The 23,462-nt window shown below is 71.9% G+C and carries 20 protein-coding genes; 12 read left to right on the forward strand and 8 right to left on the reverse strand.

What is annotated here, in order from left to right; genetic code table 11:
- Nucleotides 1-44 precede the first annotated feature (44 nt).
- Together metK and ATL45_RS24670 are read left to right on the forward strand one after the other, a co-directional pair.
- Nucleotides 45-1,226, forward strand: a complete 1,182-nt coding sequence (metK, locus tag ATL45_RS24665) for a methionine adenosyltransferase (protein WP_093154365.1) — start codon at nt 45-47, stop codon at nt 1,224-1,226.
- 181 nt (nt 1,227-1,407) lie between these two features.
- Nucleotides 1,408-2,118, forward strand: coding sequence for a YwaF family protein (locus tag ATL45_RS24670; RefSeq protein WP_256258415.1), 711 nt, complete (start codon nt 1,408-1,410; stop codon nt 2,116-2,118).
- Here the strand turns inward: ATL45_RS24670 and ATL45_RS24675 are convergent.
- Nucleotides 2,099-2,560, reverse strand: coding sequence for a tRNA (cytidine(34)-2'-O)-methyltransferase (locus tag ATL45_RS24675; RefSeq protein WP_093154165.1), 462 nt, complete (start codon nt 2,558-2,560; stop codon nt 2,099-2,101). The genes ATL45_RS24670 and ATL45_RS24675 overlap by 20 nt on opposite strands.
- Nucleotides 2,561-2,742: 182 nt before the next feature.
- Here ATL45_RS24675 and ATL45_RS24680 point away from each other — a divergent pair, with 182 nt between their 5' ends.
- Nucleotides 2,743-3,564, forward strand: coding sequence for an MOSC domain-containing protein (locus ATL45_RS24680; RefSeq protein ID WP_256258416.1), 822 nt, complete (start codon nt 2,743-2,745; stop codon nt 3,562-3,564).
- Nucleotides 3,565-3,596: 32 nt separating this feature from the next.
- Here ATL45_RS24680 and ATL45_RS24685 read toward each other — a convergent pair whose 3' ends face one another.
- The 3 genes from ATL45_RS24685 to lysA form a co-directional block, all read right to left on the reverse strand.
- Nucleotides 3,597-4,319 carry an SDR family oxidoreductase gene (locus ATL45_RS24685; protein WP_093154168.1) on the reverse strand — a complete coding sequence of 241 codons (723 nt, stop codon included), beginning with the start codon at nt 4,317-4,319 and terminating at the stop codon, nt 3,597-3,599.
- A gap of 51 nt (nt 4,320-4,370) precedes the next feature.
- Complete coding sequence (locus ATL45_RS24690; RefSeq protein WP_093154170.1) at nt 4,371-5,378, reverse strand: LacI family DNA-binding transcriptional regulator; 1,008 nt, start codon at nt 5,376-5,378, stop codon at nt 4,371-4,373.
- Nucleotides 5,379-5,578: 200 nt separating this feature from the next.
- The gene (lysA, locus tag ATL45_RS24695) at nt 5,579-6,898 is read right to left on the reverse strand and encodes a diaminopimelate decarboxylase (protein ID WP_177241996.1); all 1,320 of its coding nucleotides are present in this window, start codon (nt 6,896-6,898) and stop codon (nt 5,579-5,581) included.
- Nucleotides 6,899-7,217: 319 nt separating this feature from the next.
- On the opposite strand from lysA, the gene ATL45_RS24700 reads away from it, so the two are divergent.
- The gene (locus tag ATL45_RS24700) at nt 7,218-9,242 is read left to right on the forward strand and encodes a primosomal protein N' (protein WP_093154173.1); all 2,025 of its coding nucleotides are present in this window, start codon (nt 7,218-7,220) and stop codon (nt 9,240-9,242) included.
- A gap of 49 nt (nt 9,243-9,291) precedes the next feature.
- Nucleotides 9,292-9,657, forward strand: coding sequence for an iron chaperone (locus ATL45_RS24705; protein ID WP_093154175.1), 366 nt, complete (start codon nt 9,292-9,294; stop codon nt 9,655-9,657).
- A gap of 42 nt (nt 9,658-9,699) precedes the next feature.
- Here ATL45_RS24705 and ATL45_RS40170 read toward each other — a convergent pair whose 3' ends face one another.
- Complete coding sequence (locus ATL45_RS40170; RefSeq protein ID WP_093154178.1) at nt 9,700-10,959, reverse strand: bifunctional class I SAM-dependent methyltransferase/N-acetyltransferase; 1,260 nt, start codon at nt 10,957-10,959, stop codon at nt 9,700-9,702.
- Between the two features lie 250 nt (nt 10,960-11,209).
- Here ATL45_RS40170 and ATL45_RS24715 point away from each other — a divergent pair, with 250 nt between their 5' ends.
- Nucleotides 11,210-11,779, forward strand: coding sequence for a GNAT family N-acetyltransferase (locus tag ATL45_RS24715; protein ID WP_093154180.1), 570 nt, complete (start codon nt 11,210-11,212; stop codon nt 11,777-11,779).
- Here the strand turns inward: ATL45_RS24715 and ATL45_RS24720 are convergent.
- Nucleotides 11,767-12,780: a polysaccharide deacetylase family protein gene (locus ATL45_RS24720; protein WP_093154183.1), complete on the reverse strand. Its 1,014-nt coding sequence runs from the start codon at nt 12,778-12,780 to the stop codon at nt 11,767-11,769. The two genes, ATL45_RS24715 and ATL45_RS24720, sit on opposite strands and share 13 nt — an antisense overlap.
- A 160-nt stretch (nt 12,781-12,940) precedes the next feature.
- On the opposite strand from ATL45_RS24720, the gene ATL45_RS24725 reads away from it, so the two are divergent.
- Together ATL45_RS24725 and ggt are read left to right on the forward strand one after the other, a co-directional pair.
- Entirely contained in the window at nt 12,941-14,518 is a 1,578-nt protein-coding gene (locus ATL45_RS24725) for a putative glycoside hydrolase (RefSeq protein WP_093154185.1), read from the forward strand.
- Between the two features lie 125 nt (nt 14,519-14,643).
- Complete coding sequence (gene ggt / locus ATL45_RS24730) at nt 14,644-16,437, forward strand: gamma-glutamyltransferase (RefSeq protein WP_093154375.1); 1,794 nt, start codon at nt 14,644-14,646, stop codon at nt 16,435-16,437.
- Nucleotides 16,438-16,581: 144 nt separating this feature from the next.
- Here the strand turns inward: ggt and ATL45_RS24735 are convergent, their stop codons facing one another.
- Nucleotides 16,582-17,490 carry a DUF4231 domain-containing protein gene (locus ATL45_RS24735; RefSeq protein WP_093154188.1) on the reverse strand — a complete coding sequence of 303 codons (909 nt, stop codon included), beginning with the start codon at nt 17,488-17,490 and terminating at the stop codon, nt 16,582-16,584.
- Between the two features lie 155 nt (nt 17,491-17,645).
- Here ATL45_RS24735 and def point away from each other — a divergent pair, with 155 nt between their 5' ends.
- The 4 genes from def (at nt 17,646) to ATL45_RS24755 (ending at nt 21,331) form a co-directional block, all read left to right on the forward strand.
- Nucleotides 17,646-18,191: a peptide deformylase gene (gene def / locus ATL45_RS24740; protein WP_093154190.1), complete on the forward strand. Its 546-nt coding sequence runs from the start codon at nt 17,646-17,648 to the stop codon at nt 18,189-18,191.
- Nucleotides 18,191-19,114, forward strand: coding sequence for a methionyl-tRNA formyltransferase (gene fmt, locus ATL45_RS24745; protein WP_093154193.1), 924 nt, complete (start codon nt 18,191-18,193; stop codon nt 19,112-19,114). Before def ends, fmt begins: the two co-directional genes overlap by 1 nt.
- Complete coding sequence (locus ATL45_RS24750; protein WP_093154195.1) at nt 19,111-20,526, forward strand: RsmB/NOP family class I SAM-dependent RNA methyltransferase; 1,416 nt, start codon at nt 19,111-19,113, stop codon at nt 20,524-20,526. Before fmt ends, ATL45_RS24750 begins: the two co-directional genes overlap by 4 nt.
- A 352-nt stretch (nt 20,527-20,878) precedes the next feature.
- Nucleotides 20,879-21,331 (forward strand): nucleoside deaminase, encoded by a 453-nt coding sequence (locus ATL45_RS24755; RefSeq protein ID WP_093154198.1) that lies wholly within the window; start codon nt 20,879-20,881, stop codon nt 21,329-21,331.
- 631 nt (nt 21,332-21,962) lie between these two features.
- On the opposite strand, the gene ATL45_RS24765 is transcribed toward ATL45_RS24755, so the two are convergent.
- Nucleotides 21,963-23,291 carry an APC family permease gene (locus ATL45_RS24765; RefSeq protein WP_093155427.1) on the reverse strand — a complete coding sequence of 443 codons (1,329 nt, stop codon included), beginning with the start codon at nt 23,289-23,291 and terminating at the stop codon, nt 21,963-21,965.
- Nucleotides 23,292-23,462 lie beyond the last annotated feature (171 nt).

Raw genomic sequence — 23,462 nt, forward strand, 5'->3', positions numbered from 1 at the left:
GGAGAGTCGTGAGTCAGCAGTCTGACCTGCGCACCGGTCGCAGGTTGTTCACCAGTGAGTCCGTGACCGAAGGCCACCCGGACAAGATCTGCGACGCGATCAGCGACTCGATCCTGGACGCGTTGCTCGGCCAGGACCCGCGTTCGCGCGTCGCGGTGGAAACCCTGGTGACCACCGGGCAGGTGCACGTCGCCGGTGAGGTGACCACCGACGCCTACGCCGACATCCCGACCATCGTGCGGGAGAAGATCCTGGAGATCGGCTACGACTCCTCCGCGAAGGGCTTCGACGGCAACTCCTGCGGCGTCAACGTCGCCATCGGCTCGCAGTCGCCGGACATCGCGCAGGGCGTGGACACCGCGCACGAGTCGCGGGTCGAGGGCGTGATCGACGAGATCGCCAAGCAGGGCGCCGGTGACCAGGGCCTGATGTTCGGCTACGCCTGTGACGACACGCCGGAGTTCATGCCGCTGCCGATCGCGCTGGCGCACCGCCTGTCGCGGCGGCTGACCAAGGTCCGCAAGGACGGCGTGCTGCCGTACCTGCGCCCGGACGGCAAGACCCAGGTGACCATCGAGTACGCCGGTGACCAGGCCGTTCGGCTGGACACCGTGGTGCTCTCGACGCAGCACGCGGCCGACATCGACCTGGACTCGATGCTCGCGGTGGACATCAAGGACCAGGTGGTCGGGCCGGAGATCGGGCAGCTCGACATCGACACCTCCGACACGCGCCTGCTGGTCAACCCGACCGGCCGGTTCGTGGTCGGCGGTCCGATGGGCGACGCGGGCCTGACCGGCCGCAAGATCATCGTCGACACCTACGGCGGCATGGCCCGCCACGGCGGTGGCGCGTTCTCCGGCAAGGACCCGTCGAAGGTCGACCGCTCGGCGGCCTACGCGACGCGGTGGGTGGCGAAGAACGCCATCGCCGCCGGGCTGGCCAGCCGGATCGAGGTGCAGGTGGCCTACGCGATCGGCAAGGCCGCTCCGGTAGGCCTGTTCGTGGAGACCTTCGGCACCGAGAACGTCGACCCGGCCCGCATCCAGTCGGCGATCAACGAGGTCTTCGACCTGCGCCCGGCGGCGATCATCCGCGACCTGGACCTGCTGCGGCCGATCTACGCGCCGACCGCGGCGTACGGCCACTTCGGCCGCCCGGACCTCGACCTCCCCTGGGAGCGCACGGACCGGGCCGACGCGCTGAAGGCCGCGGCCAACATCTGATCTCCTCGTTCGGCGAAGGGCACCTCCGGCTCGGAGGTGCCCTTCGTGCGTGCCGGGCCGGAGTGCACGACACACCGCGGGGTGTCGGTGACGACATGCCGACGGCTGTGGGCGGTCCGCGCGATTTCAATGGAAATCAGACGTCTGATTTCCATTGAAATCGCGCGATTACGCTGGGGGCGTGGGGTCGCTCGCGGACAGGTTCGTTCCGTACGGTCCGTCGCACTGGGTGCTCATGGCGTTGATCGTCGTCGGCGCCGTGGCCTTCGCCGCGGTCGGGCGGTGGCAGCGCGATCCGCGGACGGCGGTGCTGTTCGCGCGAACTCTCGCCGTGGCGACCCTGCTGTTCAACGTGCCGCTGCTGATCTACCGGCTGTTGCCCGCGCAGTGGGACGTCGGCGAGTCGCTGCCGCTGCACCTGTGCGACCTCGCCTGGATGGTCGCCGTGCTCGCGCTGTGGACGCGGCAGCCGCTGGCCTCCGCGCTCGTCTACTACTGGGGCCTGACGCTGACCCCGCAGGCGCTGATCACCCCGGCTTTCGACGCCCCGGACTTCCCGCACGTCGACTTCATCGAGTTCTGGGGGCAGCACCTGCTGGTCATCTGGACGGCGGCGTACCTGACCTGGGGCGTCGGGATCCGGCCGAGCTGGCGCGGTTACCGGTTCGCCGCGGCGGTGACCGTCGGCTGGGGAGCGGCGATGCTGGCGTTCAACTCCTGGGCGGGCACCAACTACGGCTTCGTCAGCAGGAAGCCCGACAACCCGTCGCTGCTCGACCTGATGGGCGGTTGGCCCTGGTACCTGGGCGTGGCGGCGGTCGTCGGGCTGGCCGGCTGGGCTCTGCTGACCTGGCCGTGGACCCGGAGGAGCGCTAGTCCGATCCCAGGCTGAAGCCCTGCTGGCGCCAGGCCTCGTAGACCGCGACCGCGGCCGAGTTGGCGAGGTTCATCGAGCGGATCCCGGGCAGCATCGGGATGCGGACCCGGAGCGTCACGTCGGCGAGGACTTCGTCGGGCAGGCCGGTGGACTCCGGGCCGAACAGCAGCACGTCGCCCGGCCGGTAGACGACCGTCTCGTAGGAGCGCTCGGCCTTCGAGGTGAAGGCGATGATCCGCTGCGGCTGCAGCTCCCGCCACGCCGCGTCGAGGTCCGGGTGGACGTGCAGGGCGGCCCGGTCGTGGTAGTCGAGCCCGGCCCGGCGCAGCTTCGCGTCCTTCACGGAGAACCCGAGGGGTTCGATCAGGTGCAGGGCGCAGCCGGAGCCGGCCGCCATGCGGATCGCGTTGCCCGCGTTGCCGGGGATCTCCGGGTGGTAGAACACGACGTGAAACACCTGAAATCGTTTCACACCGAGGTTCCCGGTGGCATCCCGGGTGCTGAAAACCGTTGGTGCGGCAAGATCAACCGCTGTTATCCTGACCGCGCCGGTCGAGAGGCGCTGCAACGGGCGTCGGCCCGCCACGCTCGGTCGGCGCGAGCGTCGGAAAGGGTGCCTCACGTGATCGGAGGTGTCCGGTGCCGACCGGAATTCCGCTGCCCGCGACGAAGATCGCGGCTCTGGTGAGCTACCCGGTGAAGGGCTGCGCCGGGATGTCCGTCCGGAGCTTCCCGCTGACCGAGGCGGGCCTGGCGCACGACCGGACCTTCATGGTCGTCGACGATGACGGTGTGTTCCGGACGCAGCGCCGGTGGCCCCGGCTCGCGCGGATCCAGCCGGCGATCAGCGGTGACCGGCTGGAGCTGAGCGCGCCCGGTGCCGGTTCGATCGGCGTGGACGTCGACGTGACCGGGCCGCGTCGGGCGGTGGAGCTCTTCGGCGTCGGATACCGGGGGATCGACCAGGGCGATGCCGTCGCGGAATGGCTCTCCGAGCTGCTCGGGGCCCGCAGCAGGCTGGTGCGGGTGCCACCGGAGCACGACCGCGTCACCGATGGCGAGATCCCCGGAACATCCGGATATGCCGACAGCTCCGCGGTGCACGTCGTGTCGCGGTCCTCATTGGACCGGCTCGACGAGCGCGCGCCCCGACCGGTGCCGATGGACCGCTTCCGCCCCAACATCGTGATCGAGGGCTGGACCGAGCCGCACACCGAGGACCGCGCCGGGCGCATCACGATCGGCGAGGCGGTGCTGGGCTTCACCAAGCTCGCGATCCGCTGCGCGGTCACCACGGTCGACCAGGAGGCCGGGCTCCGCGACGGCCCGGAGCCCCTGCGCACGCTCGCCGGCTACCGCCGAATTCCGGACCAGGGCATCGCTTTCGGTGCGAAGTTCGCGGTCCTGCGCACCGGAACGCTCGCCGTCGGCGACCCGGTCACAGTCGACACCTGGCGCTGAGGGCCGCGCTCGACGACCCTCGCTGGGCGGGGTCAGACGAGTCCGCCGGTGGCGCGGATGTTCTGGCCCGTCACCCAGTGCGCGTCCGGGCCGACGAGGAAGGCGACCACGTCGGCGATGTCCGTCGGCCTCCCGAGCCTGCCGAGGGGCGTCATGTGCTCGGTCGCGGCGATGGCGTCCGCGCCGACCGCGCCGCGCAGCAGGTCGGTGTCGGTGGGACCGGGGGAGACCGCGTTGACGGTGATCCCGCGCGGACCGAGCTCCTTGGCCGCGACCTGCGTGAGCTGTTCGACGGCGGCTTTGCTCGCGGCGTAAGCGGATTCCCCCGGGCTGGCCCACGCGGTGCTCATCGAGGAGATGTTCACGATCCGCCCGCCGCCGCGCATCCGCCGCGCCGCGTGCTGCATCGCCAGGAAGGTTCCCTTCGCGTTGACCGCCATGATCCGGTCGTACTCGGCCTCGGAGATGTCCAGGAACGGCGTGGTGCCCGGGATTCCGGCGTTGTTGACCAGGATGTCCAGCTCGCCGAGGTGTTCGTCGGCGGCGGCGAAAAGCCTTGCCACCTGGTCGGTTTCGCCCACGTCGACGAGTTCCGCACGCGCTCCGGTGTCGGCGCTGAGCGCCGCGGCGGCGGCTTCGTCGCGGACGTGGCCGAACAGCACCGTCGCGCCTTCGGCGGTCAAGCGCTGCACGATCGCCCGGCCGATGCCGCGGGAACCACCGGTGACGACTGCTGTCTTTCCGTGGAGTGCCATGCCGCGATCGTTGCGGCAATTGCGGCCGGGTTCAGGCCGGAATTCGCGCGGTCACTGCTGGCGGGTCGACTCGCGGACGACCAGGCGCGGATCGGGATTGCTGACCACCTGCGGGACCTCGGTGCCCTTCAGGTTCGCCAGCAGGAGCTCGACCGCGCTCGCCGCGGCTTGCGCGAGGTTCAAGTCCACCGCGGTCAGGGTCGGGGTGCTGGTTCGGGCCCGCACGCCGTCGTAGCGGGTGGCCACCCGCACGTCGTCGGGGATGCGCAGGCCGCGCTCGGCCACCGCGCGCACCGCGCCGAGCGCGAAGGCGTCCACCGCCGCGCAGATCGCGTCGACGTCGGGGTGCTTCTCCAGCAGCTCCGCGCAGGCGGCCTGACCGGTCTCCTCGCCGCCGGACTCGTCGGCTTCCACGACCAGCGGCGGCATGCCGTGCTCCCGGGCGAACTGCGCGTAGACCTCCGCCAGGTCCACGTACCAGCTGCGGTGCCCGCTGCCCATCAGCAGCGCGATGCGGCGGGCGCCCTGCTCGCGCAGGTGATCCAGCAGCAGGCGCCCGACCTGCGGCGCGCGCAGGTCGACGTGCGGCAGGTCCATGCCCTGCTGCGGGCCGATCGTCACGATCGGCACCCCGCGGGACTGCAGGCGCTTGGTCGTCGGGTCGTCCTGGTCCGGCTCGATCACGATCGCGCCGTCGATGTCCAGGGCGTCCAGCGGCGGATCGGTGTCCAGCGGCGGCACGACGACCAGCGCGAAGCCGCTGAGCATCGCGGTCTCGGCCGCCGCGGCGGCGACCTCCATGAAGAAGCCGAGCTTGGACGGCCCGCCCGCCACCGCGACCGGCATCGACGACACCAGGCCGATGGTCCGCGACTGGCCGCTGCGCAGTCGCTGCGCGCGCAGGCTCGGGCGGTAGCCGAGTTCGGCGGCGGCCTGGACCACCCGCTCGCGCGTGCGCGGGTCGACCTTGCCGATCCCGTTGAGCGCGTGCGACACGGTCGTGCGCGACACCCCGGCCGCCCGCGCGACGTCGGCGATCGTCGGCCGGATCGGTCCCACAGTTCCGCCTCTCCGGGATTCACAGTGGTGGTTGCGTTTCGGGGTCGATCTTACGTTTTCGGGGTTTCTTGTGGCTGGTTTGCGTCACGGTCCCCTGAGGTGCGGTTGAGCAGGACAGGGGTTGGCATCGGGTTTCTCCTCGTTCGGTCATGGCATACCACACCAAACCACTCACGGGCCACCACCTGCGGAAACCTTGCCTAGGCGGTGTCGCGGCGGAGGAGGTCGGTCTCGGTCTCGCGGCGGACCCAGATCTCGGCCTCGCCGTCGTCGACGGCCAGCACCGGGGGGCGGGGGACCAGGTTGTAGGTCGAGGCCATCGAGTGGTGGTAGGCGCCGGTGCACGGGACCGCCAGGAGGTCTCCAGCGCGGATGTCCGAGGGCAGCTGGGCGTCGGGGATCAGCACGTCACCGGCTTCGCAGTGGCGTCCGACCACGTGCATCGCGCGCTTCTGCGCGTTGCTGAACCGGCCCACCAGGCGCGCGGTGTAGCGCGCGCCGTACAGCTCCGCGCGCGGGTTGTCGCTGAAGCCGCCGTCCACCGCCACGTAGGTCCGGGTGCTGCTGTGCTTCACGGTCACCACCCGGTACAGCGTCAGCCCGGCCCGGGCCGCGATCGCCCGGCCCGGTTCCAGCGTCAGGCGCGGAGGCAGGAGGCCGTGCTTGCGGCACTCGTCGCTGAGCACGCGCGGGATGCGGGAGGCGAAGCAGCGCAGGTCGAACGCGGCATCGCCGGGGCAGTAGGCCACCGCGTGCCCGCCACCCAGGTTGAGCTGCGGCAGCGCGACACCGTGGCGCACCGCGATCTCGGCGAGGAAGGCCACCAGGCGCCGCACCGCCTCCTCGTAGGCGGCGATGTCGGTGATCTGCGAGCCGAGGTGGCAGTGCAGCCCCACCAGCCGCAGCTCGGGGCGGGCGAGCACCCGCGCCACGGCCACCGCGGCCTGCCCGCCCGCCAGCGACGCGCCGAACTTCTGGTCCTCGACCCCGGTGGCCACCGCCCGGTGGGTGTGCCCGTCGACGCCGGGCGTCACCCGGATCAGGACGTCCTGCGGTCCGCTCAGCCGGTCGATCTCCGCGAGCGAGTCGACCACCACCCGGCCCACCCCGGCCTGCGCCGCCGAGCGCAGCTCCGCATCGGTCTTCGCGTTGCCGTGCAACAAGATCCGCTCGGCGGGGAAGTCGGCGGACAGCGCGGTGGCGAGCTCCCCGCCCGAGCAGACGTCCAGCGACAGGCCTTCCTCGGCGATCAGCCGGGCCATCCGCCTGCACAGGAACGCCTTGCCCGCGTAGGCGATCTCGGCGTCCAGCGCGCGGTAGGCGCGGCACTGCCCGCGGAGGGTCGGCAGGTCCAGCACGTAGCCGGGCGTGCCGAAGCGGTCGGCGAGCTCGGTGAGCGAGACACCGCTCACCACCAGGTCGCCGGAGGGCATCGCCACCGCCGCGTCCGGCCAGATCTCGGCGGGCAGCTTCTCCGGCAGGCTCCGGCGGTAGGTGGGCAGCAGCTCAGCCAGGGTCACTGTTCCGCCTCTCCGCGATTCACAGTGGTGGTTGCGTTGGTGGGTGAGCTCGCGTTGGGCGGTTTCTTGTGGCTGGTTTGCGTCACGGTCCCCTGAGGTGCGGTTGAGCAGGGTTGGGGCGCTCGTCGCTGGGTTGGAATCGGGTTGCTCGTTGTTGGGGTTGGAGCCGGGTTGCTCATCGGTCCTCCTCGCTGGGTGCTCTCAGGAGTACGCCGGTGCGAGGCGCTCGCCCAGCTGTCCGAGCGCCGTCCTGACAGCGGCTCCGCATGTCCTGACGTGCTATTGATGGCCGATCGGGGGCTTCTGGTAGAGAAGAGGCATGGCAGGTGCACAACCCCGGAAGCGGAAGGGGGCGACGGAAGAGCGGACCGCGGCGGCGCACCGACCGGTGGCCCGCGTGCTGGTCGACGTCCCGCTGCCGGTGCACCTGGACCGCCCGTTCGACTACCTCGTCCCCGACCGGCTCGACGCCGACGCGGTGCCCGGCTGCCGGGTGCGGGTGCGCTTCCGGGGCAAGCTGGTCGACGGCTACCTGCTGGAGCGCAACGAGACCACCGACTTCCAGGGCACCCTGTCCTGGGTCGAGCGGGTGCCGTCGGCCGAGCCGGTGCTGACCCCGGAGCTGCTGGAGATGGCCCGCGCGGTGGCCACCCGCTACGGCGGCATGCTCGCCGACGTGGTGCGCCTGGCCATTCCGCCGCGGCACGCGGGAGCGGAGAAGAAGGCCCCGCGCGAGCCCGGCCCGCCCCCGGCCCGCCCCGGCACCGACGGCTGGGCGCGCTACCAGCACGGCCAGTCCTTTTTGGACGCCCTGCACGCCGGCCGCTCGGCGCGGGCGGTCTGGCAGGCGCTGCCCGGCGAGGACTGGCCGGCCCGCCTGGCCGAAGCCGCCGCGACCGCCGCATCGGCCGGGCGCGGAGCGCTGATCGTCGTCCCGGACCACCGCGACCTGCAACGCGTGCACGACGCCTGTGCCGGTCTGCTCGGCGACGAGGTCGTCGCGCTCGCCGCCGAACTCGCGCCCGCCGAGCGCTACCGGCGCTGGCTGGCTGTCCTGCGCGGTGCGTCGCGAGTGGTGGTCGGGACGCGCGCGGCGATGTTCGCCCCGGTGCACGACCTGGGCTTCGCGGCGGTGTGGGACGACGGTGACGACCTGCACAGCTACCCCCAGGTGCCCTACCCGCACACCCGCGACGTGCTCACCCAGCGCGCGCACGTGGCGGGAGCGGCGCTGATCGTCGGCGGCTTCGCCCGCACCGCCGAAGCCGCACTGCTCGCCGAGTCGGGCTGGGCGCACGAATTGGTCGCGCACCGCACGGAGGTACGAGCGGCAGCGCCGCGAGTGACCGCCATCGGCGAGGACGACACGCAGTTGGCCCGCGACCCGGCGGCGCGCGCAGCGCGGTTGCCGTCGGTGGGCTTCGAAGCGGCGCGAGCCGCGCTGGGCGCGGGAGCGCCGGTGCTGGTGCAGGTGCCGCGGCGCGGCTACGTGCCGGCGCTCGCGTGCGGCGACTGCCGCGAGCGGGCGCGGTGCCGGCGTTGCGCCGGGCCGCTGGCGCTGCCGGGAGGCAGCGAAGGCGGCGCGCCGAAGCCGGCGGCGTGCAGCTGGTGCGGAGCCGCGGAAGCGGCGTTCAAGTGCGGCAACTGCGGGTCGCGGCGGTTGCGGGCGATCGCCGTCGGCGCTGGTCGCACCGCTGAGGAGCTGGGGCGGGCCTTCAGCAACGTGACGGTGCGGACCTCCGGGGCCGGGGAGGTGCTGGCGACGGTTCCGGCCAAGCCCGCGCTGATCGTGTGCACGCCGGGAGCCGAGCCGGTGGCCGAGGGCGGCTACGGCGCGGCGCTGCTGCTGGACGGCCGGACGCTGTTGGCCCGGCCCGAGCTGCGCGCGGCCGAGACGACGCTGCGGTTGTGGTTCGACGCGGCTGCCCTGGTGCGCCCGGCCCGGGACGGTGGGCGGGTGGTCGTCATGGCCGAGTCCTCGTTGCAGCCGGTGCAGGCGCTGGTGCGGTGGGATCCGGCCTGGTTCGCCTCGCTGGAACTCGCCGAGCGCGCCGAGCTCGGCTTCCCCCCGGCACGCCGGGTCGCGGCCGTCGACGGCACCCCGGAGGCCATCGAGGCACTGCTGGACTCGGCGGATCTGCCGGATTCGGCGGAGATCCTCGGCCCGGTGCCGCTCGGCGAGGTCGACGAGGACGGCAACTCCGAGCGGGAACGCCTGATCGTCCGCGTCGACCGCGCCGAAGGCCGCGCCCTGGCGAGCTCGCTGCACGCGGCCCAAGCGATCCGCGCGGCCCGCAAGGCGGCCGAGCTCCAAGTCCGCCTCGATCCGCTGGAAATGCTCTGACGGAGCCGCTTTCGCGCCGCGGCCCGGGTTCCCGGTTAGGCTTCGAAGCGTGGTGAGCAGCTCGGCGCGTGATGTGGACGAGTACCTGGCAGCGGTCCCGGCGGCGCGCCGGGACGCGCTGACCCGGCTCCGCGAGCTGTGCCGCGCCGAGCTGAGCGGGTTCGACGAGGTCATGAACTACGGGATGCCCGCTTACCAGCGCGATGGCGCCGCCGAGATCGCCTTCGCCGGTCAGAAGCGGTACATCTCGTTCTACCTCCTGCGCACCGACGTGCGCGACGTCTTCGCGGAGCGGCTCGCCGGTCACGACATGGGCAAGAGCTGCCTGCGCTTCCGCAAGGTCGATTCGATCGACTTCGACCTCGTCCGCGACCTGCTGAAGGCGACGGCCGCGACCCGCGGCCCTGTCTGCTGAACCGGCGGCGTGCCCCGGAAGCGAGGCACGCCGCCGTGGACATCAGACCCCGAAGGCCGCCGGGTACCGGATGGTGCCGGTGAGCGCGGGGCGCTGCGGGTCGAGGGTGAGGGCCATCATCGCCTCGTCGGGCACCTCGAAGGGCGCGCGGATGCCCAGCCGCGAAGCGGGGACGAACCCGAACCGCGGGTAGTAGTCGGCGTGCCCGAGGACGACGACGGTGTTCTCACCCAGGGCGCGCGCCGCCTCCAGCGCCGCCCGGATGGCCGCCGAACCGGCGCCTTTGCGCTGGTAGGCGGGCAGCACCGCGCACGGGGCGAGGGCCAGGGCGGGTGCACCGCCGATGTGGCAGCGCGTGAGCAGGGCGTGCCCGACGATGCTGCCGTCCTCGGCCTCGGTGACGAAGGAGAGCCCGTCGATCCACGCGTCCTGGTCGGCGCGCAGCGCCTCGACGAGGTCGGCTTCCTCGGCGGCGGGGAAGGCGGCGAGGTTGACCTCGCGGATCGCGCGGAGATCGGCGGAGGTCTCCGGTCGGGTGGTCCAGCTCATGCGGTGCTTTCCGTTCTCGTGCTCGGGACGCAGGACGTATCCGGCGTACTGGTAGTCGTTGCCGTGCTCGCGGCGCAGCGCGATCTCCTCGCGCCCCGCCGCGACCGCTTCGCGCATGCCCGGCCGGTCCAGATCGGCCTCGGCGATGCGCGCTTCGAGCGGGTTGTAGTACTCGTCCCACCAGTCGCTGTCGGGCAGCGGCCAGTGGTGGGTGGTCCGGAAACCGGCTGCGCGGGCCGCCTCGACGTTCGCGGCGTGATCGCGGAGCTGGTACGCCGCGTCCCAGAAGGACCGCGCCGGTGCTGACGGGGTGCGCGCCCATTCGATCTCGGTGACGACGATGGCGCCACCGGGAGCGAGGAGCCGGCGCCAGAGCCGCAGCGCCGTGTCGAACCCGATGTTGTAGACCGAGCCCTCCGCCCAGATCAGGTCGAAGGTGTTGTCCGGGAAGGGGAGTTCGGCCATGGACAGGGGCAGCGCGGTGATCCGGTCGGACAGCCCGCGACGAGCCGCCGCCTGCTCGAGTTCGGCCAGGAAGGGCTGGTGGAGATCCACGGCGGTCACGTGACCGCCGGTCTCCTCGGCCAGCACCAGGGCGGAGCGGCCCGGTCCGCACCCGGCGTCCAGGACGCGGGGACGGGCGGGCAGCGGCCCGGCCTGCCGCAGCAGGTGCCGGGTGGTGGCGTCGGAGCCGGCGCTCTGCCGCGGCAGACCGCGGTGCAGGGCGAAGAACGCTTCAATGATGTGGGACAACTTGGAGACCCTTGTTCGAGGGGCCCCGGAATGTGCTCAGCACGACTCGCCGCGCGAAGCGGGGAGGAAGGAGATCAGACCGGGACCCGGGATGTGAGGATGATCCGGGCGCTGCGCATGGCAGCGGCCTCCGCGGCAATCATCAACTCACCTCCCAGTTCGCGAGCGGTCTTCCGACACAGTAGCAGATCCGGGCCGCGCGGCCGAAAATCGGTTGCCCGGGGCGGTGGCGAGTGCTGGAATTCGGTGGGTGGACGCCTTTCTGACGACCGAGCGGTTGGTGCTGCGCGAGTTCCGGGCCGATGACGTCGATCTGGTCCTCGAGCTCAACGGCGATCCCGCCGTGATGCGGTACATCTTCGCGGGGCCGCCGCTGACGCGCAGCGAGGTCGTCGAGAAGATGCTGCCCGGCTACCTCTCGTGCTACGAGAAGTTCGGCGGCCTGGGCAGGTGGGCCGTGCTGGAGCGGGCCACCGAGCGGTTCATCGGGCTGTTCATCCTGCAGCCCGCGGAGGGCAGGCCGTCGGACGAGGCCGAGCTCGGCTACCGGTTCCACCGGTCCGCCTGGGGCAAGGGATACGCGACCGAAGGCGCGATCGCCTTGCTGGACAAGGGCTTCGCCGACTTCGGGCTGCGGCGGATCTTCGCGCAGGCGATGGTCGTCAACCCCGGTTCGCGGCGGGTGATGGAGAAGGCCGGGATGCGGTACGTGCGGACGTTCCTCCAGGAGGACTGGCCGGGCGATCCGATCGAGGGCGAGGAGCACGGCGACGTCGAGTACGAGCTGACCCGCGACGAATGGCTCGCTCAGAAGCGGTAGACGCGCTCGGCGACCGCGGGCGCGGGTTGCGCGGCGTTGTCCGCCGGGGCCGAGATCCGGTTCGGATCGCCGTCGGAGGTGTAGCGGCGGGCGGGATCGGCCGCTAGCCGGTCGAGCCAGGCGGTGGAGCCGAACTGGGCGTCCGTGCCGGTCGCCGCCTGAGAGCGGATGCGCGGCACGTTGGCCGGGTCGAAGTCCGCGGACCACGGTGAGGGTGCCGGGTTGGAACCGACCAGCAGGACGCTGTCGTGCCGGTAGGTCGTCCCGTCGGCCGAACCGGCGGCCGCCAGCCGCTCCTCGTCAGGGTGCGCGCCCAGCGGCAGCGCGATCGAGCGGACCTCCGCGCCCGGCACCGCGTCGGTGATGATCCGCTGCATGCCGGCGATCTGCTGCTGCACCTCGTCACCGGTGAGCCGGCCAAGGTTCGGGTGGTCGAGGGTGTGGTTGCCGATCTCGAAACCGTGCTCGTGCAGCCAGCCGAGGCTGCGCCTGCCGGTGGGTTCCTCGAACGGCGGGTTGAACACGTAGAAGGTCGCGGTAGGGCGGAACCCCGGGTGCTGGGCGGCCACGTCGAGCAGGATGCTGGTCGCCGTGCCCGGCGCCGGTCCGCCCGAACCGTCCACTGTGAACTGGGTGGCGGATCCGTCGTCGAAGGTGAGCACCACCGGGTGCGCGCCCGTCGGGAGGTCGAGCCGCCCGGTGGCGTACTCGGTGGCGGTCACCGGGACGTAGCCCTCGGCCGCCAGCCGCTCCAGCTCCGCGCGGAATTCCTCCGGAGTGCGGTCGTAAGCGCTGGTCGGCGTGGTGGTGATCCGGTGGTACATGAGCACCGGGACATCACCCAGCTCGTTGGCGCCCACCGATTCCGGCGACGGCGGTGGCGGCGGGAGCTCGGCGACCTGGCGCGGTGGCGGTGGTGGTGGCGGCGCGCTGCACCCGGCCAGGACTGCGAGCACCGTCACCGCGGCGACGGCGCATCCGGCTCGCACTGCTGACAGCATCGACCCAACGGTAGGTTCCGGTTCCCCGGGTTGGGGATACTCCAACTGGTTAATTGATCTGCCGCGTCCCGGCTGGGATGGTGGGCCGCACGCATTCCGCTTGAAAGAGCACGAGTTTCGTGCTGCCGCGCGAGTTCGCCTAGTCGGGGAGGCGAAACCGATGACGGATGCTGCCCGCGTGCGGGCGCTGCTGGCCGATCTGCCCACGTTCGTCGTGGTCGGAGTGATCGCCGCGCTGGTGCTGCTGCTCGGCGTTCTACCGGCCCGAAGTTTGTCCACTGAGGACATAGAGATCGCCGGGCTGCCGGATCGTCCCATCACGTCCGCGGACGTGGGGTCGATTCAGATCCGCTCCGGTGTCGAGGACGGCGTGCGGGTCGTGCTGGACGGTCGCGAGGTTCCGGTGGTCCGCGAGGCGGGTGCGCACCGGCTGCTCCCGGTCGAGCTGGCCGACGGGCCGCACGAACTGCGCGTCGTGGTGCCCTCCTGGATCGGTTCGACCACCGCGAGCCGGGCGTTCGCAGTGGACGACTCGCCACCGGATCTGCAGGTCGGGGACTCGCTGCGCGCGGAAGCGCCGGATGCGGCGGTGACCGTGGCGGGAACCGCCCGCGGTGCCGCCGAAGTCCTGGTGGCGGGCGATCCCGTGGCGCCGGATCCGCAGGGCGGGTTCCGCGCGGTCGTCGAGCGGCCGGAGCGGCAGGTGCCGGTCGTCGCCACCGACGTCGCGGGCAACCGCACCGAGCGCTCCGTGACCGTCCACACCAGACACCCCGGGATGCGCGCGGTGCACCTGACCGGGCTGGCCTGGACCAGTGACGCGCTGCGCGAACCGGTGCTGGAGCTGGCGCGGCGCGGCCAGATCGACACCGTCGAGCTGGATCTCAAGGACGAGAGCGGAGAGGTCGTCTACGACTCCGCGGTGCCCTTGGCGCACGAGATCGGCGCGGTCAAGGGCTACTACGACGCGCGGCAGGTGCTCGACCAGCTGCACGGCATGGGCGTTCGCGTGGTCGGCAGGCTGGTGGCCTTCAAGGACCCAGTGCTGGGCGAGGCGTCCTGGCGCGGCGGGCACCCGGAGCGGGTCGTGCAGACCGCCGACGGCCAGCCGTGGAGCGGCGGTTACGGCGGCTACGCGTTCACCAACTTCGCCGATCCGACTGTGGTGCGCTACAACGTCGACATCGCCGCGGAGGCCGCCGAGCTGGGCTTCGACGACGTCCTCTACGACTACGTGCGCCGACCGGACGGCGACCTCGGCCGGATGCGCATCCCCGGCCTGACCACCACCCCGGAGGCGGCGATCGCCGACTTCCTGCGGCGGACCCAGCCCGAGGTGCGCTCGCGCGGCGCGCTGCTCGGCGCCTCGGTGTTCGGCATCGCGGTGGACCGCCCGACCGAGATCGCCCAGGACATCCGCCAGATCGCGCAGCACGTCGACTACATCTCGCCGATGGTCTACCCGTCGCACTGGGCGCCGGGCGAGTTCGGCGTGGCGAATCCCAACGCGCAGCCGTACGACATCGTGGTGCGCTCGCTGGCGGAGTTCCGCGCGGCGGTCGAAGGCACCGACGTGCAGATCATCCCGTGGCTGCAGGACTTCAGCCTCGGCGTGCGCTACGGCCCTGCGGAGGTGGCGGCGCAGATCGACGCCGCCCGCGCCAACGGCATGGGCTCGTTCCTGCTCTGGGCGCCGAACTGCCGCTACCACGGCGAAGCGCTGGTGCCGCCGCGCTGAGTGAACGATCCGCTTTCGGTGAGGTGAACGGTCCGTTGGCCCTACCGGTGCGCGGCAGAACGGTGTTGTCCTCCGGGCGTCGACTGTGCAGAGTTGGCGGGGTTGTCGATGTTGGAGGTGTGGAGATGCCCGCGAGGCCCGTCCGGCTCACCCTCGCAGTGCTCGTGACCGGTTCCGTGATCGCGCCGATGGCGCAGGCGGCTCCCGGCGGTCCGCCCGAACCGCCCAAGGAGGCCGAGGCGGTCGGTTCCGGCGGCGCTGTGTCCAGCGTCGACCCCTACGCGACGCAGATCGGTATCGACGTGCTCCGCAACGGCGGGAGCGCCGCGGACGCCGCCGTCGCCGTCGCGGCCGCGCTGGGCGTCACCGAGCCGTACTCGGCCGGGTTCGGCGGTGGCGGGTACTTCGTGCACTACGACGCCAAGACCGGGAAGGTCGAGACCATCGACGGCCGGGAGACCGCGCCCGCCAGCGCCGACGAGGACCTGTTCCTGGAGGACGGCAAGCCGATCCCGTTCGACCAGGCGGTCACCAGCGGCCTCGGCGTCGGCGTGCCCGGCACCCCGATGACCTGGCAGCACGCGCTGGACAAGTGGGGCCGCAAGGACCTCGCCGAGGTGCTGCGCCCGGCCGAGCAGCTGGCCCGCGAAGGGTTCGTGGTCGACGAGACCTTCCGCGAGCAGACCGCCGACAACGAGGAGCGCTTCCGCGCGTTCCCGGCCACCCGCGACCTGTTCCTGCCCGGCGGTGAGCTGCCGGAGGTCGGCAGCAAGCTCCGCAACCCCGACCTCGCCGACACCTACCGGGAAGTGGCCAAGCGCGGCGTGGACGCGCTCTACGACGGTGAGATCGGCGCGGACGTGGTCAAGACCGTCAACGAACCGCCGGTGGACCCGGCCGCGGGCCGCGAGGTCCGCCCCGGCGCGATGACCACCGACGACCTGCGCGGCTACCGCACCATCGACCAGGACCCGACGCACCTGACCTACCGCGGCCTGGATGTCTACGGCATGGCGCCGGGCAGCTCCGGCGGCACGACCGTCGGCGAGGCGCTCAACATCCTGGAGGGCACCGACCTCACCGCGGCCGACAAGACCCAGTACCTGCACCGGTACCTGGAGGCCAGCAAGATCGGCTTCGCCGACCGCAACCGCTGGGTCGGCGACCCGCAGTTCAGCGAGGTGCCCACCGAAGCGCTGCTGGAGCAGGACTTCGCCGACTCCCGCGCCTGCCTGATCAGCGACGACGCGGTGCTGCCCACTCCGGTGGCCGCCGCCGACCCGAAGCAGCCGCAGGACTGCACGGCCCGCACCACCGACGGCGCCGAGCCGTACGAGGGGCCGAACACCACGCACCTGACGGTCGCCGACGCCGAGGGCAACGTGGTCGCCTACACGCTGACCATCGAGCAGACCGGCGGCAGCGGCATCGTGGTGCCGGGACGCGGATTCCTGCTCAACAACGAGCTGACCGACTTCAACTTCACCCCGGTCACGCCGGGCGAACCGGACCCGAACCTGCCGGGCCCGGGCAAGCGGCCGCGCAGCTCGATGAGCCCGACGATCGTGCTGCAGGACGGACAGCCGCTGCTCGCGGTCGGCAGCCCCGGCGGCGCGACGATCATCACGACCGTGCTGCAGAGCCTCACCGGGCGCCTGGACCGCGGCATGTCGCTGGTCGACGCCATCGCCGAGCCCCGCGCCTCCCAGCGCAACACCGCGCAGACCGACGCGGAACCGGCGTTCCTCGCCCAGCCGGAAGCGGAGAAGCTCAAGGCCATCGGTCACGAGTTCAAGAAGACGGCGGAGATCGGCGCGGCAACCGGGGTGGAACGCCTCCCGGACGGCCGCTGGGTCGCGGCGGCCGAGCGCGAACGCCGCGGCGGCGGCGCGGCAGCGGTGGTGACCCCGGCCCGCTGACCCGAGGCCAGGACGCACCTCTCTCGGTAGCGCGTGATGTTTTGGCAGGTGATGGCCCGTGAGTGTTTTGTGGCGCCATAGCATCACAAAGCACTCACGGGTTCTGAACAGCGGAAACCTTCACGCCGATCGGTGCCGGGCCGGTCAGGTGGTGCGGGTGGCGCGCCAGGTGGCGTGCTCGCGGGCGATCGTGGCCTCCGCGTCGGTCACCGCGGCCGACCACTGCTGCTCGTCCAGGTCGCCGTCCAGCAGGTCCCGGACCTCGCCCAGCTCGGCGGTGGCCCGGCGGTAGGCCGCGGCCTTCGCCGAGTGTCGGCGGGTGGCGCCCCACGCCGCGATCGCCGCCACCGCGGTCGCGGCCACCGCGGCGGCGACGGCGCCCGCCTTGTTCAGGCCGGTCGCGCCGAAGGCCTCGCTGAGCGCGCCGACCACGCCCAGCACCTCGACGACCACCATCACCGTCCGGTAGAACCGGGCTTGCCGCAGGTGGTGCTGCGCCCGGGTCTCGTACCAGTCCTGCTGGTCGAGCACCCGGCCGATCAGGTAGGCCTCCTTGCGCTCGGCCAGCGGCGCGCCGCGCAGCGCTCGCATCCGCTCGGTGATCGTCTCGGCGGTGTGCTGCGTCAGCGGGACGTCGGGGAGCTCCTGCTGCACGGCGCGCAGGCGCGTGGCGAACCGCTCGTCGGCTTGCGCGCTGCCTGCCGGGAATGGCGCCGCGCACACGGCGTAGCGCCAGGCCAGCGTCTTGGCCGAGGTGGCGAGGGCGCGGCTCTCCGCCCAGAGCCGGTCCGGCCGGGTGCTGACCAGGGCCAGCTCCACCGCCACCGCTCCGATGAGCGTCAGCGCGGCGCCCACCGCGAACAGGTCGATTCCGGTGTCGCCGAGGCGCAGCGTCAGGGTGGCGAGCACACCCGCCGCCACGATCAGCATCAACCGGGATCGCGCTGCTCTGAGGTAGGCGTGCCGCTGGCGGGCTGCGGCGGCGTCGGCCGCCTGGAACAGGCCCGGGTAGTCGGCGGGGGTCAGTGCTTGCATCTGCTCGGTGCTCGACATGGCCACTCCGTCGCTCGGGGCTCCCCAGTGAATCGCGTCCACCGGGTGATCCGAATCGGCCAAATCGGCACAACTGCCGCCACGCGGGTCAGCGCGGCCGACGACTAGACTCTGCGGGTCGTCAAGCACCACCGCCGATCTCCCAGGGGGCCCGTGTGACCGTCCAGCCGATCAGACTCTTCGGCGACCCAGTGCTGCGCACCAGGGCCGACGAGGTGGTCGACTTCGACAAGGAGCTGCGCACCCTCGTGCAGGACCTGTGGGACACCATGGAGCAGCAGGGCGGGGCCGGGCTGGCCGCGCCGCAGCTGGGCGTCGGGCTGCGGGTGTTCACCTACCACTGCGACGGCTTCGCCGGGCACATGATCAACCCGACCTGGACGGCGGTCGGCGGCGACGAGCAGTTCGGCCCGGAGGGATGCCTGTCCATCCCCGACTTGTTCTGGGAGTGCGTGCGCGCCAAGCACGTGGTGGCGCGCGGCTGGAACATGCACGGCGAGCAGATCGAGGTCGAGGGCACCGACCTGCTGGCGCGCTGCATCCAGCACGAGACCGACCACTTGGACGGGGTGCTGTTCGTCGACCGGCTCGACGAGCAGACCCGCAAGGCGGCGCTGCGCGAGATCCGCGGCGCGGAGTGGTTCGGCGGCGAGGTCCCGGTGATCAAGGAAAGCCCGCACCCGCTGTTCGGAGGCCGCTGATGCGCCTGGTCTTCGCAGGTACTCCCGCGCCCGCCGTCCCGGCGCTGCGCGCGCTGCTGGAATCGGACCGGCACGAGGTCGTCGCCGTGGTCACCCGCCCGGACGCGCCCGCCGGGCGCGGTCGCAAGCTGGTGCGCTCGCCCGTCGGCGCGCTCGCCGACGAGCACGGCATCGAGGTGCTCACGCCCGCTCGCGCGTCGGAACCGGAGTTCCTGGCCCGGCTGCGCGAGCTCGCCCCCGACTGCTGCCCGGTGGTCGCCTACGGCGCGCTGCTGCGGGAGGAGGCGCTGGCCGTCCCGGAGTTCGGGTGGATCAACCTGCACTTCTCGCTGCTGCCGGCGTGGCGCGGTGCCGCGCCGGTGCAGGCCGCGATCCGGCACGGCGACGAGATCACCGGGGCCAGCACCTTCCGCATCGTGCGCGAGCTGGATGCCGGCCCGGTCTTCGGCGTGGTCACCGAGCAGGTGCGCCCGGCCGACACCGCCGGTGAGCTGCTGGACCGGCTGGCGGTCTCCGGTGCCGGGCTGCTGGCGGCGACCCTCGACGGCATCGAGGACGGCACGCTGCGCGCCGAGGAGCAGCCCGCCGACGGGCTCAGCTACGCGCCGAAGGTCACCGTCGAGGACGCGAAGGTGGACTTCACCGCGCCCGCGACCGCCGTGGACCGGCTCATCCGGTCGGTCACGCCCGACCCGGGTGCGTGGGCGCTGCTGGGCGACGGGCGGTTCAAGATCGGCCCGGTGTCCATCGTGGACGATGAACTGCCGCCGGGGGAGATCCGGGTGGAGAAGCGCCGGGTGCTGGTCGGCACCGGCACCTCGGCCGTCGCGCTGGGCGAGGTCCAGGCGCCGGGCAAGAAGCGGATGGCCGCCACCGACTGGGCCCGCGGAACACGCATCGAGCAAGGAGAACGGCTCAAGTGAACGAACGCCGTCGGCCGTCCAGGCCGGGCAAGGCCCGCCCACCGCGACGCAAGTCCAGTCCGCCGCGACCGGTGGACGTCGACCCGGTGCGCCTGGTCGCGGTCGAGACGCTGCGCGCCGTCCGGGAACGCGACGCCTACGCCAACCTGGCGCTGCCGCCGCTGCTCAAGCAGCGCCGGATCAGCGGCCGGGACGCCGCGCTGGCCACCGAGCTGACCTACGGGGCGTGCCGTGCGCAGGGCCTGCTGGACGCCGTCATCGACGACTGCAGCAACCGCCCGCTGTCCGAGATGGACCCGAAGCTGCTCGACGCGCTGCGCATCGGCGTCTACCAGCTGCTGCGCACCCGGATCCCGGCGCACGCCGCCGTCGCATCCACTGTGGACATCGTGCGGTTCGAATCCGGTTCGAAGCTGGCCGGTTTCGCCAACGCGGTGCTGCGCAGCGCCACCGAGTTCGACGAGCAGGGCTGGATCGAGAAGCTGGCCCCGGCGCGCTCCGAGGACCCGATCGGCCACCTCGCGATGCGCCACGCGCACCCGCGCTGGATCGCGCAGGCCTTCGCCGACGCGGTCGGTCTCGACGAGCTGGACGCCGCGCTGGCCGCCGACGACGCCCGCCCGGCGGTGCACCTGACCGCGCGTCCCGGTGAGATCAGCGCCGACGAGCTCGCCGCGATCACCGGCGGCGACCCGGCGCCGTACTCGCCCTACGGCGTGCGGCTGGAGGCCGGCGCGGGCGACCCGGGCGACCTGGAACCCGTGCGCGAGGGCTTCGCGTCGGTGCAGGACGAGGGCAGCCAGCTGGTCGCGCTCGCGCTGACCCGGCCGGAGCTGACCGGCCCCGACCTGCGCTGGCTGGACCTGTGCGCGGGCCCCGGCGGCAAGGCCAACCTGCTCGGCGCGCTGGTCACCATGGACGGCGGCACGCTCGACGCGGTCGAGCAGGCCCCGCACCGCGCGGAGCTGATCCGGCAGGCGACCGAGGGCCTGTCGGTGAACGTGCACGTCGGCGACGGCCGCGACCCGGGTCTGGAGCCCGGCTACGACCGCGTGCTGGTCGACGCGCCGTGCACCGGCCTCGGCGCGCTGCGGCGGCGCCCGGAGGCGCGCTGGCGGCGCCAGCCCTCCGACGTCGGCGACCTGACGAAGCTGCAGCGGGAACTGCTGCTCTCGGCGATCGGTCTGACCCGCCCCGGCGGCGTGGTGGCCTACGTGGTGTGCTCGCCGCACCTGCCGGAGACCGAGGGAGTGGTCTCCGACGCGATCCGCCGCACCGGTGTGACCCAGCTCGACGCCCGCCCGTACTTCCCGGACGTGCCCGACCTCGGCGACGGCCCGTCGGTCCAGCTGTGGCCGCACCGCCACGGCACCGACGCGATGTTCTGCGCCCTCCTGCAGATCCCGGGCTGAGCCCGGACATCCCGCGATTTCAATGGAAATCAGACGTCTGATTTCCATTGAAATCGCGGAGAACCCGACGCGCCGTCGGCGCGTCGGGTCCTGACACGCCGATGTGGGGCGCAAGTTCCATTGAAATCGGACGCCTGATTTCAATGGAACTTGCGGCGGTTCCCCGCGGGTGTCGGCGTGTCGGGTGTCCGACGCACCGACGTGGTCCGCAAGTTCAATTGAAATTGGATGTCTGATTTCAATTGAAGTTGCGTGGGTTGTCCGTGTACGTCGGTGTGTCGGGGGCTTGTTGTGGTGGGGTGGGCGCGGTAGGTGTTTTCGGTGGCGTGGGTTGAGAGGTGGGTGGTTCGGAGTGTCTGAAGTGGACTACCGGCGGTGGTTGTCCGTGGCGGTGGCCGAGGCCGAGGCAGGAATGTCCGAGGGCGGGATCCCCATCGGGGCCGCGCTGATCGGTCGCGACGGCGAGGTGCTCGGCAAGGGGCACAACCGGCGCGTGCAGGACGACGACCCGTCGGTGCACGGCGAGACCGCTGCCTTCCGCAACGCAGGGCGGCAGCGCTCCTACGCCGGGACCACGATGGTGACCACGCTGTCGCCGTGCTGGTACTGCAGCGGGCTGGTGCGCCAGTTCGGCATCAGCCGCGTCGTGATCGGTGAGGCCCGCAACTTCCACGGCGGCCACGACTGGCTGGCCGAGCACGGCGTGGAGGTCGTGCTCCTCGACGACCCGGACTGCACCCGGATGATGGCCGACTTCATCGCCGCCCGCCCCGAGCTCTGGTACGAGGACATCGGTCAGGGCTGACGGCTCCGGAACCATCGGCTCTGAAGGTTTGCCACCAAGGCTGGCCCCGAGTTCTGGTACGAGGACATCGGTCAGGGCTGACGGCTCCGGAACCATCGGCTCTGAAGGTTTGCCACCAAGGCTGGCCCCGAGTTCTGGTACGAGGACATCGGTCAGGGCTGACGGCTCCGGAACCATCGGCTCTGAAGGTTTGCCACCAAGGCTGGCCCCGAGTTCTGGTACGAGGACATCGGTCAGGGCTGACGGCTCCGGAACCATCGGCTCTGAAGGTTTGCCACCAAGGCTGGCCCCGAGTTCTGGTACGAGGACATCGGTCAGGGCTGACGGCTCCGGAACCATCGGCTCTGAAGGTTTGCCACCAAGGCTGGCCCCGAGTTCTGGTACGAGGACATCGGTCAGGGCTGACGGCTCCGGAACCATCGGCTCTGAAGGTTTGCCACCAAGGCTGGCCCCGAGTTCTGGTACGAGTACATCGGCCAGGGCTGACCACCCCGGAACCATCGGCTCTGAAGGTTTGCCACCAACGCCCGTCCCGCTGGCCCGGCTCGGCGTCGGTGCGGTGCCAGGAGGCAAACGGGGCGCCGATTTCGCGCGACATCGCCCGACATCCGAAGCAGGGGCGAAGGCCGTATCAGCCGCGTGCGGTGGTGCGGTTGCGGACGGCGTAGGTGACCAGGCCGAGCACCAGCCACACCGCCGCCACCGCCAGGGCCAGGCCGCTGGCCGTGACCAGCACGACCAACGAGATCAGACCGCCGATCACCGGGATCACCACCGTCGAGGCGCTGCGCTCCCGGCCCGGCACCGCGAAGTAGCCGATCACCGAGGCGTGCAGCAGCACGAACGCGGTCAGCGCGCCGACCGTCACCATCGACGACAGGACCTCCAGGCCGTCCTCGGCCGACGCCGCCCACACTGACACCAGCAGCGTCACCACGGCGGCCAGCAGCGTCGCGTTGCGCGGGACGTGCGTGCGGCGGTCGATGCGGGCGAGTCCGGCGGGCAGCTGTCCGTCGCGGGCCATGCCGAACAGCAGCCTGCTCACCGCGGCTTGCGCGATCATCGCGGAGAACGCCGGGGCGATCGCCTTCACCGCCGTCACGGCCACCGCCAGCCAGCCGCCCAGCGCGGCCCGCAGCATGTCGTAGAACGCGGCGTCCTGCGCGTTCGGGTCCTGCGCCAGCTCCTGCGGCGTCAGCGGGCTGAGCAGGGACGCCAGGTAGGTCTGCACGAAGAACAGCACGCCGCTCAGCGCCAGGCAGAACAGCAGCGCCCGGCCGACCTGGCGGGAGGAGCCGGTGTTCTCCTCGGCGAAGGACGCGATGGCGTCGAAGCCCAGGAACGACAGCACCGCCACCGACACCGCGCCCAGCACCGCCAGCGGCGCGAACGCTTCGAAGCCGGTCAACGGCGACAGCCACGGCCGCGCCGGGCCCTCGCCGGCCAGCACCACCAGCGCGGCGATCACGAACACCACGAGCAGCACGATCTCCACCACCAGCACCACCGTGCCGACGATCGCCGCGACCTTGACGCCGGTCAGGTTCAGCGCGGTGACCACCACGATCGCCGCGCCGGTCGCCAGCCACACCGGGATCTGCGGCAGCAGCGAGTTGGTCGCGATGCCGACGAACAGCGAGGCCACGCTCGGGATGAACAGGTAGTCCAGCATGATCATCCACCCGGCCGCGAACCCCGGCGCTCTCCCCAGCCCGGCCGAGGCGTAGGCGAACACCGACCCCGCCTTGGGCACCGCGGCCGACATCCGTGCGTAGGACCACGCGGTGAAGCCCATGGCGATCGTCGCCACGACGTACACCAGCGCCACGGCACCGCCGCTGCGCGCGTCCAGCACGCCGAAGACGCCGACCGGGGCGAGCGGGCCGATGAACAGCAGCCCGGAGACGATCAGGTCGCGCAGCGTCAGCCGGCGCTGCAGACCTTCCGAAGTTGTGGTCATGGCCTCGATCCCAGTTCGGAACAACGCGGTCTGGCGGGGTGTTCCACGATGCGGCGAGCCGCACCGCGGTGGTGGGCACTCATCCGGCGGCCTGGTTCCAGGTCGCCGTTGAGGCCCCGCTACATGTAGTGCCACGTGAGCCCGGCCCGCAATCGATCCCAGAGGTTGACC

Origin of the sequence: Saccharopolyspora antimicrobica, assembly GCF_003635025.1 — a bacterium.
Classification (GTDB): domain Bacteria; phylum Actinomycetota; class Actinomycetes; order Mycobacteriales; family Pseudonocardiaceae; genus Saccharopolyspora; species Saccharopolyspora antimicrobica.